This window comes from Candidatus Accumulibacter phosphatis, assembly GCF_012939955.1.
GTDB classification, from domain to species: domain Bacteria; phylum Pseudomonadota; class Gammaproteobacteria; order Burkholderiales; family Rhodocyclaceae; genus Accumulibacter; species Accumulibacter delftensis.
This window is the reverse complement of record NZ_SPMY01000050.1, coordinates 1,473-16,474: the sequence shown is the minus strand read 5'-3', so window position 1 is coordinate 16,474 and position 15,002 is coordinate 1,473. Positions and strand designations below refer to the sequence as shown.

The following is a 15,002-nucleotide window of genomic DNA, read 5'->3' as shown; positions in this document are numbered from 1 at the left end:
GTCCAGCTGATGGTCGTCTTCTCACCCGAGAAGTTCTCGCCCGGCGCGGCGATGGTGAGCACCTGCAGGTCGGCCGGACTCGGCACGACGCCGGTGTCCTGCACGCGGGTGTTGTTCTCCTCGTCGCCTTCGGCGACGTCGTAGGGTTTCCCCTTGGCAGGGTTGTAGTCGGTGTAGGCGATCAGGTACTGGCCGCTGGCCGCCGGGTTGAGCGCAAAGCTGGTGCTCTGGGTATAGCTGGCGCCGGGCGCGGCACCGCCGTCGTGCGCCACCGCGCCGAGGTACCACTGCTTGGCACCGGCGGCGTTGAGGGTCGGCTTGTCGGACAGCCAGAAGACATCGTTCCAGCTACCGGCCGCTTCCCCGGCACCGCTGTTGGCCACCGTCCAGGTGACGCTCAGCGCACTGCTGGTCGAGGCCAGAGGCGAAGCCGCGAGAGCGCTGATGCGCAGGTCCGGCGGCGGCGGTGCGAAGCCGCCGATGACGTCGATCGCCCGTGCCTTGTAGTTGTTGTTGTCGAGCTCGTTGATGTCGTCCGGATTGAGGTTGCTGGCCAGCGTATCCTCGAGGATGACATCGTAGGAATCGCTCCAGACGGTGATGTAGTAAGAGCCCGAGGCGACGTGCGCCGGCAGCGCGACCTGAGTGACGACGTCGTAGCTGCTGCCCACCGCCAGCGCGCCCTGGTGCTGCAGCGCGCCGAGCAGGATGGCGCTGTTGCCGCTGGCGTTGGGCCGCGTCTTGTCGCGCGACAGCCAGATGGTGTCCGTCCAGTTGGCTCCGGCAGTGGTGCCGCTGCCGCGGTTGGCGACCGTGTAGCGGACCTCGATGCTGGCGCCCTCGACGGCCTGCGCCGGCGCCACGACGCTGCCGGCGACCAGGTCGGCGAGTGGGTACGGCTCGACGAAGAGCGGCACGGCGGCGATATTGTTGGCGTCGTTGGGGTACTCGTCGACCGAGCCGCTGCCGTCAGCCTGAACGATCAGGAAAACGTCGCCGCGGAAACGGATCGGGATCTGCAGGCTGCCACTGTCGGTGGCGTACTGCTCACCGGGGTTGAGCGCCGCACCATTGTCGTAAGAGCCGATCAGCAGGTCGTCGCCGCTGAGCTTGTTGTCGAGCGACAGGTACACGCGGTCCTGCCAGCGTGGCGTCGTCGTCGGCACGGTCCCCTGGTTGATGATCGAGAAGCGCAGCGACACCGTCGCGCCGGCCGAGGCCCGCGCCGGGGCAACGACATTGGCCACCTGCAGGTCGGAGCGCGGCAACAGCGCGACCTGCAGCACCTGGTCGTCGGCAGCGCTGTTGTTGGCGGCCGCACCACCGTACTCGTACACCTGCCGGCTGGAATTGGTCAGCACGACCAGCTGATAGACGCCTTCGGTGCGCGCCGGCAGGCGGAAGCGCTCGGTGCGGGTGTAGGAAATGCCGGCTTCGAGGCCGCCGGCGTCGTAGGTGAAAGTGCCGAGGTAAATGCCGGGGTCATTGGGCTGGCCGACCTTGCGCATCGAAACGACGTCGGTCCACGCGCCATCGGCCTTGGCCAGTCCCTTGTTGGTGACCGTCCAGCGAACGTCGATGGTATCGCCTTCGGACGCCGTCTCCGGCGTCATGATGTCGCTTACCTGCAGGTCCGGCGAGTCCGACAGGACGATGTCCACCAGCCCGGCGACGCGGCTGTTGTTGTCGACGTAGATGAATTCTTCGGGGCCAGCGGTGCGCACGCTCACGAAGTAGCTGCCGGAGAGCCCGTTGGGAATCGTTACTTCCTGCGTGCGGCTGTAGCTGTCGCCGGCGGCGAGCACGCCGAGGTGCGTGAAGCTGCCAAGCACGGCAACCGGCTTGCCCGCAGCGTCGGCGAGGGTGACCACGTCGTTCCAGCCGGGAATATCGGTCGGACCAATGCCGTGGTTGGTCACCTGCCAGGAAACGCTCATGCTCTGCCCCGAACGGGCGGTGGCCGGTACGCTGGCCTGGCTGACGATCAGGTCGGCGTAGGGAATGCGCACGACATCGAAGATGCGCGCCGCCTCGGCGGCATTGTCGGCCTCGAGACCGTTCTCGAAGACCTGGTTGCCAGCGTCGCTGCGTACGAAGAAATGGTAGCGCCCCTGGAAGTAGGCCGGCAGCAGGAAAGTCTCGCTGCGCGTGTAGCTCTCGCCGACCGCCAGCGCGCCGAGGTGCTCGTAGCTGGCAAGGACGCGGTCGTCGCCGTTGCCGACGATGCTATCGGTGGACACCAGCAGGGTATCGGTCCACTGCGTCGTCTGGCCGACGCCGTTGCCGTCGTTGCCGACCGTCCAGCTGACGGTGATCTGCGCCGGGTCGCCGACGACCACCTCGGGTGCCGGCGCATACGGCACGCTGGCTTCGGCGCTGACGGCGCTGACGACCAGGTTGGCGTAGGGCGCCAGCGCAGCGGCGAACGGCGTCGAACCGACGTTGTTGTTTTCGGCACCGAGCTCGTGCACCTGCCCGAGCGCGTCGCCGACCAACAGCAGGAAGTAGTCGCCGCTGGCCGCCAGCGGCAAATTGACCTGCAGTTGCGCGTCGTAGCTGGCGCCGGTGGCGAGTGGGCCGCCATGCGCCAGTTCGCCGAGCAGTGTGTCGTCGGCACCAAGCGTCGCATCGCGCGACAGGTAGAGGCGATCGGTCCACGCGCCGAAAGCGTCGCTGCTGCCGGCGTTGCGCATCTGCCAGGCGACGACGATGGCCTCGCTGGACAACGCGCCGGCCGGCGCGCTCACCAACACCGGCCGCAGATCCGGATGGACGACGCCCAGAGTCGCCGTCGAAACGCTGCTGTTGTTGCCCTCCTGGCTGCCTTCGAAAACCGTATCGCCGACGTCGCTGCTGACGACAATGAAATAATCGCCGTCGGCGACGTCGGGCAGCGTGATCTCGGTGCTCGCCGTGTAGCTGGCCAGCGCCAACAGTTCGCTGCTGTGCGGCACGGTCGCCAGCAGACGCGCGCTGCCGAGACTGCCGTCGGCGCTGAGGTACACGCGGTCGCTCCAGCTGCCACGCGCGGCGCCGCTGCCGCTATTGGCGACGGTCCACGCAACGATCCGCGTCTGCCCCGGAGCACCCGGCACCGGCACGACGATCTCGCTGACGCTCAGATCGGCCAGTGTCGGCGCCAGCACCTGCACTGCCGCATGGCTGGCAGTGACGTTGTTGTCCTCGAAAATGCTCTCGAAAACCTGGCTGGCAGCGTCGGTCCTAACCAGAATGCGGTAGTCGCCAGTGATCCCGAAGGGCAGGAAGACATTGCTCTGGCCGCTGTAGCTTTCACCAGCGCCGAGCCCACCGCTGTGCAGGATCTGCGCCAGCAGCGTATCGCCAGCGTCGAGCGCGGCGTCGCTTGACAGGTAGATGCGGTCCTGCCATTGCGTCACGTCGGTCGGCCGGTCGCCGGCATTGCGCACCCGCCAGCTGACGGGCGTCGCTTCACCGCTGCGCGCGCTGGCCGGCGCGGCGACGACCTCGACCTGCAGGTCGGCGTGCGGCGTCGACAGGTCGATCGTCACCAGCGCGCTGTTGTTGGCGCGCGTGTCGGGCTCGCTGAGCTCGCCAAACGCGTCGGCGACGACCGCCACGCGGAAAGCGCCATCCAGGCGCTCGGGAAGGAGCAGCTGCCGGCTCTGCTGATAGGAGGCACCGGGCGCCAGCACGCCGTAGTGCCCGACGCTGGCCAGGGTCACGTCGTCGGCGTTGCCGATCACGTCGTCCCTGCTGAGCACGACGAGGTCGCTCCACTGCGGGCCGCTGGCAATCGATCCCTGGTTGAGCACCGTCCACTCGAGCGTGATCGTCTCGCCGCCGCGGCCGCTGCTCGGTGCGCTCAAGCTGCCGACCGCGAGGTCGGCGTAGGGTCTGGCCGCCGCGGTGAACGCCAGGCGGGCGCTGTTGTTGCTCTCGCCGCCGTCGCCGGCGGCGGTATATTCGACCAGGCTCCCCTGGCCGGCGGCGTTCTGGTCGGCACGCACCTCGACTTCGATCTGGCCACTGCCGCGCAGGCCCTCCGGCAACTGGAAGGTGTACGAACGCGCGACGCTGGCATCGGGCGCCAGCGCGGCGTTGCCGATCAGCGCGATGTTGTAGGGCAGAGCGACGTCGAGCAGCGTTTCGCCGCTGCTCAGGTTGCGCACGATCAGGCGGTCGTGCCAACTCGCCGGGGTGGCGATCAGGCCGTCGTTGCGATCGTCCCAGAAGACGGTGACGCTGTCGCCGGCAGTGGCCGTGAACGCGTCGACGCGCAGCCTCTGGACGAGCAGATCAGGCGCCGAGGCGACGACCACAGTCGCCGCGTTGTTGGTCTCCGCGCTGTCGCTGGCGTTGCTCTCGAAAATCTCGCCATCGTCGTCGGTGCTCACCAGGAATTCGAACTGGCCGCTGCCGACGGCGCCGGCCGGCCAGTTAAAGGTGAAGCGGCGGTCGATCGAGCCGCCGGCGGCGAGCGCGCCACCGACCGCCGGCAGGTAGCGGCTGCTGGCGTTGAGCAGGATCGCGCCGGTGCTCAGATTGCGCACCCTGAGGCGATCGTTCCAGGCGTCGTCGACGCCAACACTGCCGCCGTTATTAACCCGCCAGCTGACGGTCACGCTGCTACCCGCCGCCCAGCCGCTGCTCGGCGTCACGACGACGCTATCGACCTGCAGGTCGGGATACGGGGTCGACGCGGCAAGCGCGTTCACGCTGGCAGCATTGTTCAGCTCGGCGACGCCGGGTTCGGCGACGACGTTGGTGACGTCGGCGGCGACTTCGAAACGCAGGTTGCCGGCACCGCTGTTGCCGGGCGGCAAGCTCACCGTCACCTGCCGGGCGCGACGCGCGCCGACGGCCAGCGGATCGGTCGCTGCGCCACCGAGGTCGCTGTAGTCGACCAGCAGGTTGACGACCAACTCGCCGCCACGGTCCATGTTGCGCACCAGGATGCGATCTTTCCACGGCGCATCGGCTGGTAAATTGCCGGTATTGCTCACTTCCCAGCTGACCAGCACCTGGCCGCCGGCGGTGAGGCCGCCGCCGACCGGCGTCAACACCAGATTCTCGACCTTGAGGTCGGCACCCGGAACGCTGCCGAGCCCGGTGAGGATGATTTTTTGCGCAAGCGGCGACGGCGAGACGTTGAGCGTGTAGTTCGAGATGCCGCTCTCATGGTAGCGCCCCTCGACGAGCAGCGTGTACAGGCCGTCGAATTCCAGTGTCGTTACGTCGACGTCATTGGTGTAGAAATGCGTCGGCCCCCACACCGTCTTGCCCCAGGGATCGAGCAAGCGCCATTCGGTGTAGTAGGCGCCGCTGAAGCTGACCCGGTCGAAGTAGAAACGATCGCCGGCGGCAGCGTTGAAGCGGAAGATATCGGTCGAATTGGCCGGATTGAGCTGGCTGCTGACCGGCGTACCCGGGGTGATCAGCGGCGCAGCGGCGAGGTCGAGGAGGCGCAAGGCGTAAGCGCCGGTTGCCTCGCCGCTACCGTCGATGCTCAGCGTGTAATCGCCCGGCAGCAGTTCGAGCAGCGACAGCCCATGCACGCCGTCGGTGCTGCTGAAGGAGTGGTTCGCCACCTCGCTGCCGCGCGGACCGCTGAGGCTCCACGAGAAATTGCCGTTGTTGGTCAGAACGTCGACGTAGACCTGCTTGGTCTCGCTGAGCGTGAAGGTATGCAGGCCGCGCTGGCCGACGCTGTCGATCGAGCCGGCGACCTCGCTGTCGAGCGTCATCGGCGTGACATGGTCGACCACCGGCTGGACGTTGATGGTGTAAGTCGAAGTGGCCGCGTCTTCGTGGTAGCGACCTTCGACCAGCAAGGTGTAGCGACCGCTGCGCGGCAGCGTCGTGACGTCCACGTCGCTGTAGTACATGTGGGTGGAGCCCCACAGCGTGTTCCCCGCCGGGTCGAGCAACTGCCAGTCGGTGTAATAACCGCCGCTGAAGCTGACGCGATCGAAGTAGAAACGCTCGCCGGCGACGGCGTCAAACCAGTAGACGTCGGTCTCGTTGCCGGGCGTCAGCGTCCGGTCGAGCAGCGGCGTTCCGGGGACGATCTGCGTCCCGGCCGCCAGGTCGAGCAGGCGGAAAGCGTAAGCGCCGGTGGCATCGCCACTGCCGTCGACGATCAGCGTGTAACTGCCCGGCGCCAGATCCATGATCGAGCGCCCGTTGGCGGCGTCGGTGGCGCTGAACAAGCGCCCGGAGACAAGGCTGCCGCGCGGCCCGCTCAAGGTCCAGCTGAGTTGGCTGGTGTTGGTAAGAACATCGAAGTAGACGCGTTTCGACTCGCTGCCGGCGATTTCGAAGCTGAAGCTGTCGACCTCGCCCGGCTTGCTCAGTTCGGCATCGACGCGGTCGCCGACGACGATCGGCGTGCTGACGCTGTTGTCGATCTTGCGCACGTTGATCGTGTAGCTCGACGCCGTATCCTCGTGATAGCGGCCCTCGAGCAGCAGGTAGTAGGTCCCCGAGTACGGCAGCGTCGTCAGGTCGACGTCGTTGGTGTACATGTGCGTCGGCCCCCACAGCGGGCGGCCGAAGGGATCGATCAAGCGCCAATCGATGTAGTAGCCGCCGCTGAAGCTGACGCGGTCGAAGTAGAATTGCTCGCCGGCAAGGGCATCAAAACGGTAGATGTCGGTCTCGTTGCCCGGGCTGAGCGTACCGCTGGTAGGGGTATCCGGAGTCAGCACTTCGCCCTGATCCATGTCCATCAGCTTGAAGCTGTAGGCGCCGGTGCTACCGAAAACGGACAACAGGTAGTCACCCGCTGTCAGGTCCAGCAGGGACAGGCCCTGGTAGCCATCCGAAGCGGTGAAGCTGCGGTCGGCAACGACGCTGCCGTGCGGCCCGCTCAGACTCCAGCGCAGGCTGCTGTTGTTGGTCAGTGAGTCGAAATAGGTGCGCGTAGCGTCGGTGACGCTGAAGCGGTAGCGGTCTATCTCGCCGCTGGCGGACAGCGTGCCGCTCACCGCCACGGTACCCAGGGTCAGGACCGGCAGGGTCTCGGCCGTACCGGCGACGACGGCGACGCGGATATTGTCGAGGTCGTTGTCGGCGCGCCAACCGCCGTTGCGCGCACCGAAAGCCATGCGCCCGTCGTAGGCCTGCATACCACTGATGAAATAGTCCTCGACGACCGCCACTTCGCTGCCGGCATTGGGTGTCAGGTAGACGGAAACCTTGCTGCCGCCGGTGACCGCGGCAATGATGACGCGCGCGTGCTGAAAATCACCGCTGTCGAGGCGGAAGCCAGGGAGGTTGAACTCGGCGAGCTTGCTACCGTTGAAATGCAGTGAGACGTGGTTGTCGCTGAGTTCGCCGTTGTTCACCGGGTCGAAGCCGACGCCGAAGCTGCCGGCCAGGTTAACCTCTTCGCCAAACTGTGGTGCCGGGCCACTGATGCCCCAGACGTCCGCATTCAACCAGGCGAAGCCAATGCCGTCACCCTGATTGCTGACTTTGCCGATGCGGAAGTCGAAATCGACGCTCACCGTCGCCGGAATCACACCAACACCGGCATTGTTGAAGGCAATCGTGTTGTAGCCGGTAACGCTGCCCGGCAGCAGGCGCAGGAAGTTGCCCGACGGCCCACCGGGGATCACCACCGGCGCCGAGTTGCTGAAGCTGGCGGCTACCCACGGCAGGCCGTCGGCGTCGAAATCCTGACTGCTGTGACCGCCGCTATTCGGCAAGGCGGTGTCGGCTATCCGGAAACTGTAGTCGACGGCCTTGCTCTCGCTGACCCGCCCTTCGAGCAGCAGGTAGTAGGTGCCGGTGAAGGGCATGGTTGACACCACGTCATCAGTGGCGCTGGGGCCAAATAGCACCCCGTAATCGGGACTGATGAGCCGCCAGTACGGGCTGTTTGCGCTCTCGCTGAGCAACTCGAAATTAAAACGGTCGCGGGCGCTGGCAGCGAAGCGGAACAGATGCGTCGCGTTGCCGGGGTTCAGGGTGTCGGTGACCGTATCGCCGACGTCGATGAGCGTGGCCGCAGCCAGATCCACCAGTCGGAAGCCGTAAGCGCCGGTCGTGGCATCCTTGCCGCCTACGATCAGGGTGTAATCGCCGGCCTCCAGGCTGAGCACCGGGTTGCTTTTGTAATCGTTGGAGTCGCTGTCGGCGAACTGCCGGGCCGACACCACCGGGCCGCGCGGACCACTGAGCGTCCAGGTGAAGTCGGTGCTGTTGGTGAGGGAATCGAAATACAGCGCACTACCGGCCTCCAGGCGGAAGTCGTAGTAGTCCTGCTGGGCAGCGTGCTCGATACTGCCGCCGACCGCGGCGCCCAGGGTCAGATTGACCACATCATCAGCCACCGGCTGGACATTGAAGGAGTAGGAGGCATTTCCGGCGACACTGCGCCGGCCTTCCATCAGCAAGGTATAAATGCCGTCGTAGGCCAGCGTAAACAGGCCGGCGTCGGCATTGAAGTTACTGGCGCCCCAAACGGTCCGGCCCCAGGGGTCGAGCAGGCGCCAATAGATATCGCCGGCCACCTCGCTGATGCGCTCGAAGAAATAGCGCTCACCGGCATTGGCGGTGAACTGATAGGCATCGGTCTGGTTGGCCGGGGTCAGGCGGCCGCTGACCGGAGTGCCGGGGGCGAGGATGCTGGCAGCGGCCAGATCGAGCAGGCGAAAACGGAATTCGCCGGTGTAGTCCTGATAGCCGGCGATGCTGAGCTGGTAGTCGCCGGCCGGCAAATCGAACAAGGACAGAGCGTCGACGGAATCGCTCTGCTGAAAGTGACGGCCGCTGACCAGGGTACCGCGGGGACCGGTGAGGCTCCAGCGCACATTGGAGCTATCGGTCATGGCGTCGAAGTAGACGCGCGTGCTGGCTTCGCTGAGGGTGAAGGTGTAGTTGACCAGCTGACCGACATGTTCGATGGCGCCCACGATGACCGGGGCAGTGGCTTCGCTCAGGCGGACGACATGACCGTGGCCAGTAGCATCGGCAGCGCTGTTGCCGACGCCCTCGTCAGCCTTGATGTAAGCCACCAGCCCGGCCGCGTTGCCGACCAGCGGGGCATTCATCGAGGCCAGGATCTCGGCGTCGCTACGCGCCACGTTCCAGACCCGGATGTCGTCCATGCTGCCCACCAGGCTGGCGTAGCTGCTGCCAGGCTCCAGCGCGCTACCCAGGTACAGGGGCTTGCTGTTGCTGCTGGCCGGATTCTTGCGGATATTGGTGCCGCTCTTCTGCAACACGCCATCCACCAGGATGCGTACCGTTCCGGCAGTGCGATCCATGACCGCCGCGATGTGATGCCACTGCCCGGTGGTGATCAGGCCGCTGCCGGTCTGGGTGGACTGGTTGCTGCCGTCACCGGTATCGAAAGCGACGCTACCGTTGGAGTGTAGCCAGAGGCTATAGCTGCGCTCGCCAGGGTTCTCCGGGTTGCCCTTGTAGAAGAGCGTGGTCCAGGTATTGTCGAAACGGTCCACCTTGACCCAGGTCTCCAGGGTCAGGGTGTCGGTCAGGTCGAGAGCCGCAGCATGGTCGATCTGGGCCGACTGCACGCCGTTGAAGTGCAGCGCGCCGCCAAAGTGGCCATTGGCCCAGGGCGCTGGCATGCCGTACACGCCGTCCAGCGTGATGGCCTGGGTCAGGTCCCGGACCCGCTGCACCCGGAAACTGAAGTTGCTGCTACCACTGCCACCATCCCGGCGGCCCTCGACGAGCAGTGTGTAGACGCCGGCAAACGGCAGGGTCTGCAAGCGCACGTCGTCCGAGGGCAGGTAGTTGGGTCCCCACAGGTTGCGACCCCAGGGGTCCAGCAGGCGCCAGTAAGGATAGCCGCCGCTGGCCGAGACCTCGTCGAAGTACAGGCGCTCGCCCGCCTCGGCGGTGAAACGGTAGGCGGTGGTGGCCGTGGCCGGCGTATGCTGACCGTTGACCACGGTATCGAAGTCCAGCTCCAGGGCGCCGGCAAGGTCGAGCAGACGGAAGCCATAGTCGCCGGTAGCGTCGCCGACGCCGTCGATACGCAAGGTGTAGTCGCCGGCCACCAGGTCGAAGACGCTCAGTCCGTTCTGCGAATCGCTGCTCTGGAAGGGACGATCGGAAACCACCGTGCCACGCGGGCCGCTCAGGTACCAGCGCAGATTGTTGTGGTCGGTCAGCGAATCAAAATACAGACGCGTCGTATCGGCAAGCGTGAATCGGTAGTAGTCCTGCTGACCGAAATCGATGCGTCCGGCGACGACGCCGGGCACGCTCGACCAGGGATGAACCATCTGTCCCGCATTGCCCCGGCCGCTGGCGTCGGCCAGCGTCCCGCCGCTGGTCTCGTCGGCCTTCAGGTACATCAGCAGGCCGGCCTCATCGCCGACCAGCGCCTGGTCCTTGTTATCGGCGATCTGCTGCGCGCTGCGCACGCTGTTCCACAAACGGACCTCGTCGACCGCACCCTGGAACATCGGGTAATTTTCCAGGCTGCTGCCGATCAGCAGCGGATTGGTATTGGAACTTGCCGCGTCTTTGGCGAGAGCGCCGCTGGCGGCCTCGACGCCGTCCAGGTAGATTTTCATCACCCCGCTTGCACTGTCGCGATCAAGCACCACGGCGACGTGGTGCCACTGACCGGTGACCACGCTGCCGGCGGCGGTGTTGATGTTGTTGTTGGAATCGTTGCCGGTCGACAGGTGCAGGTAACCCGCGGAATTGAGCCACAGGGTGTAGGTCCGCTGGTTGCTGTTGCCGTTGCCCTTGTAGAAGAGCGGCTGCCAGGTGCTGGCGTAGGCGTCGACCTTGATCCAGGCTTCAAGTGTCAGCGAGCCGGTCAGATCAATGTCGCCATTACTGGCCACCTGTGCGTAGCGCAGGCCGTTGACATTCAGGGCGCCACCGAGCTGACCATCGGTACTGAACTGGTCGAGGCCGTGGCTGACGCCGGGGACGATGTCGACAATGTCGTCGGTGATCTCCAGCAGCTTGAAGCTGTAGTCGATCTTGGCGCTGTATTGCGTCTGCCAGATACGGCCCTCGATGATCAGCGTGTAGGTGCCGCTTTCAGCGAGCGTGAAAATGTCGACGTCGTTCAGGTAGGTGGGGCCGAAGACCTGCCGACCGTAGGGATCGAACAGGCGCCAGGTCAGGCGGTCGGCACTGCTGCTCAGGTTCTGGCGATCGAGGTAGTAGCGCGTACCGGCCGTGGCGTCGAAGCGGTAAACGTCGGTTTCGTTGGCCGGGTCGAGCTGACCACTGACGACGCTGTTGCTGGTAAACGCGGTCGCCGCGGCAAGGTCGAGGAGCCGGAAGCTGAAATCGCCGGTCTGATCACCCTGCGGGTCGAGGGTCAGGGTGTAGTCACCGGCGACGAGATCGAGCAGTGGACTGGTGGCGCCCAACTCGTGCGATTCGGAGCCGTAGAAACGGCGATTGCTGATCTCGGTGCCGCGTGGCCCGGTCAGCGTCCAGTAGATATCAGGATTGGTGCTGTTCGGCGTCAGGCCGTCGAAGAGCAATTGCCGCGCGTCGCTGAGCGTGAAACGATAGCTGGCGCGCTGGCCGGGTGTGCCGAAGCTGCCGCTCACCGCCTGACCCAAGGTAAGGCTGTCGCTGATATCGACGACCTTGTGGATGTTGAAGCCGTAGGCGTTGGCCGCCGCCGTGTTTCCGACCCGGCCTTCAACCAGCAGGTAATAGGTGCCCGACAGGGTGAAGGCGCTCATCTCCTGGTCTTCCGGCCAGACGTAACCGCCCCAGACCTGCCTGCCTTGCGGATCGATCAGGCGGTAGGTGGTGTTGTAGTAGTTGTCATAGCTGATGCGGTCGAAGTAGTAACGCTCGCCGGCAAGGGCGTCGAACTGATAGAAATCGGTGACGCGTGCGCTGCTCAGACTGTCGTTGAGCGCCGTGCCGGGGATCAACGCGGCGGCTTCACTGACCACGTCCACAAGCCGGAAGCTATAATTTCCAGTGGTATCGCCACTGCCGTCGAGAGTCAGCGTGTAAGCGCCGGCCGCCAGCCGCAGCAGCGGGTTGGTCTGGCCCAGTTCGTAGGAATCCGAGTTCTGCAGATGGCGACTCAGGAGGTAGCCGTCCGGGCCCCGCAAGGTCCAGGCGATGTTGCTGTTGCTCAGGCTGTCGAAATAGACCAGGGTTTCGTCGCTTAGCGAGAAGCTGTAGCTGTCCTGCTGTCCGGCGTGGTCGATGTTGCCGTTGACGGCTTCGCCGATGGCCAGCGCACTCACCGGATCATCGGCGACCGGCTGGATGTTGAAGCTGTAGTCGAAGCGGGCAACCGACGATCCCGTGCTCCAGATCCGCCCCTCGATGAGCAGCGTATAAACACCGGTAAATGCCAGCGTGCTGACGTCGACGTCGTCGTAAAAATTCGCCGGTCCCCAGACCTGGCGGCCGTAGGGGTCGAGCAAGCGCCAGCTGACCCAGCCCGAGTTGGCCGGGCTGAACGTCTGGCGGTCGAAGAACAGCCGGTCGCCGGCGTTGACGGTGAAGCGGTAAACGTCGGTTTCGTTGCTTGGGTCGAGGCTCGCGGTGAGCGGCGTGCCGGGTGTCACCGCCACGCCGTCGGCGAGGTTCAGGACGCGGAAGCTGTAGTTGCCGGTGGTGTTGCCATTGCCCCAGACGCGTAGCTGATAGCTTCCGGCCAGCGGCACGTCGATCACCGGGTTGCCGTTGCCGAACTCGTAGGAGTCCGAGTAATAGGTGCTGCGATCGGCGATCTCGGTACCGCGCGGACCGCGCAGCGACCAGTGAAACTCGCCACTGCTGCTGGGCGCCAAGCTGTCGAAGTAGAGTCGCGTCGGACCGGCGACGGCAAAGACGTAGTCGTCCACCTCGCCCGCGGCGCTCAGCGTGCCGCTGACCGCGGCACCCAGCGTGATGGCCGTTCCGGTCAGCGCGGCGACCGGGGTATTGCCCTCGAGGGCAATCTTGAAGCTGTAATCGATAGCGCTGCTTTCCCAGCTGCGGCCTTCGACCAGCAGGGTGTAGGTGCCGCCAAGGCGCAGGCTGGCACTCTCCCGGTCGGCGAAAGGCTCCGGCCCGAAGAGCTGCAAGCCGGTCTCGTCGAGCAGCCGCCAGTACGGGCTGCCGGCGCTGAGCGCGATACGGTCGAACAGCACCTGGTCGCCTGCGCTGGCGGTGAACTGGTAGACCCGAGTCATGCCGCCCGGGCTGAGCGTGCCGCTGACGTCGCTGTCGTAAGCGACGACACTGCTCGCAGTGGCCACGTTCAGCAGACGGAAAGCGTAGGCACCAAGGCTATCGAGATTGCCGTCGACGGTCAGGGTATAGGCCCCGGCGGCCAGGCTCAGCAGCGGATTGCCGCCGAATTCGGCGGCGTCCGAGTACACGAAGCTGCGCCCGGCGACCTCGCTGCCGCGTGGCCCGACCAGGCTCCAGTTGAAATCGTTGTCGTAAGTCAGCGAGTCGAAGAGCAACTGCGCCGGCGCCGCCAGCGTGAAAGTGTAGGCCTGTCGCTGACCGGGATGGTCGAGAGTGCCGTCGACGCGAGAATCCAGCGTCAGCGGCGCGCTGCCATCGACGACCCGCTGCAGTTTGAACTGGTAGTCGCTGGAACGGGTGTTGTAGATGTGACCTTCCAGCGCCAGCACGTAATCGCCATCGTAGAGCGCAGTGAACACCTCGACGTCACCCGTGGAGAACTGCGGCCCGGAGACCAGGCCGCCCTTGGGATCGAAGATGCGCAGCGAGAAGTTGTCGCCGGACAGCCCCTGGCTGTCGAAGAAGAAGCGCTCGCCGGCAAGCGCAGTGAACTTGTACAGCCGCGTCTCCGTGGCCGGTGCATTGCTCGCCGTGCCGCCGCCGGCACCGGCGTCGCTCAAGCTCCCGGTCACCGTCGTGTTCACCGCGATCGCCGAGGCTGCCGCCAGGTCAAGCACGCGAAACGCGTAGTCCCCAACGCGGTCGCGGTCACCATCGACGCTCAGCGTGTAGCTACCGGCGCGCAGCAGGATGCTGGTATTGCCGGCCAGCTCGGAGGAGTCCGAATACTGGAATCGGCGGTCGGCAAGCAGCGTGCCGTTGGGGCCGGTGAGCGACCACAGCAGTTGGTAGTCGGATGTCAGCGAGTCGAAGACGACACGGGTATCCGCAGCCAGCGTGAAGCTGTGGATGTCGCGCTGCCCAGCCTGCGCGATACGACCGGTGACCAGCGAACCCACGGCCATCGCTTGCGGCACGGTTTCGTCGAGCAAGGCGACGTTAAAGCTGTAGCTGGCGGGAGCTGTGCTGGCGGCACGGCCCTCGATCAACAGCGTGTAACTACCGTCCACGGCGAGCGTCAACTCGCCGAGATCATTGCTCATGTGCGTACGATCGACGACCGTGCGACCGTAGGGATCGAGCAGCCGCCAATAGATGTCGCCGGTATTCGCAAAGCGGTCAATGAAGAAGCGCTGACCAGCCGCGACACTGAAGCGGTAGGCGTTGGTCTTGTTGCCTGGATCGAGCTGTGCGTCGACCGTCGTTCCCGGTGTCAACTCCTGCGCCTGCGCGATATCGATCAAGCGGAAACTGTAGGCGCCGATGTTGTCGGCGACACCATCGACGCTCAAGGTGTAGTCGCCCGCCCCCAGATCGAGGGCGACATCGCCGCTCCGCTCGTAGGAATCCGAAGCGTTGAAGCCACGCTCGCTGACCACCGTGCCGCGCGGTCCTTCGAGCGACCAGTGCATGCTGGCATCGTTGGTCAGCGAATCGAACACCACGCGAACCGTTTCGTTCAGCGTGAAACCGTAGCGATCGGTCTCGCCGGCGACGTCGATCGAGCCATCGATCTGGGTGACCGGTATGCTCGGCGCGCCGTCGAGCAGGATGCGCGGTTCGAGCGCCTCGAAGTTCAGGCGCCCGGCGCTTGTCGGCAGCTCGCCGGCCGCTGGCCTGAAGGCCTTGGCCAGAAACCCGCTCAGCCACGCCAAACCACGACCACGATGACTGCGCTGTGCTTTCCTCGCTGCCGACCCGCCGGTCGGCGACGGCAAAATCTCCGGGCGCGCTTTGCTATCCAT

General features: G+C 65.5%; 1 protein-coding gene (only partly in view). It reads right to left on the bottom strand.

Features of this window, described 5'->3' with window-relative positions; translation table 11 throughout:
* Positions 1-15,002: part of a CARDB domain-containing protein coding region (locus E4Q23_RS16910; protein ID WP_169067724.1), annotated on the bottom strand (this coding region is incomplete at its 3' end). The annotated region extends 18,608 nt beyond the left edge of the window; the window shows 15,002 of its 33,610 annotated nt.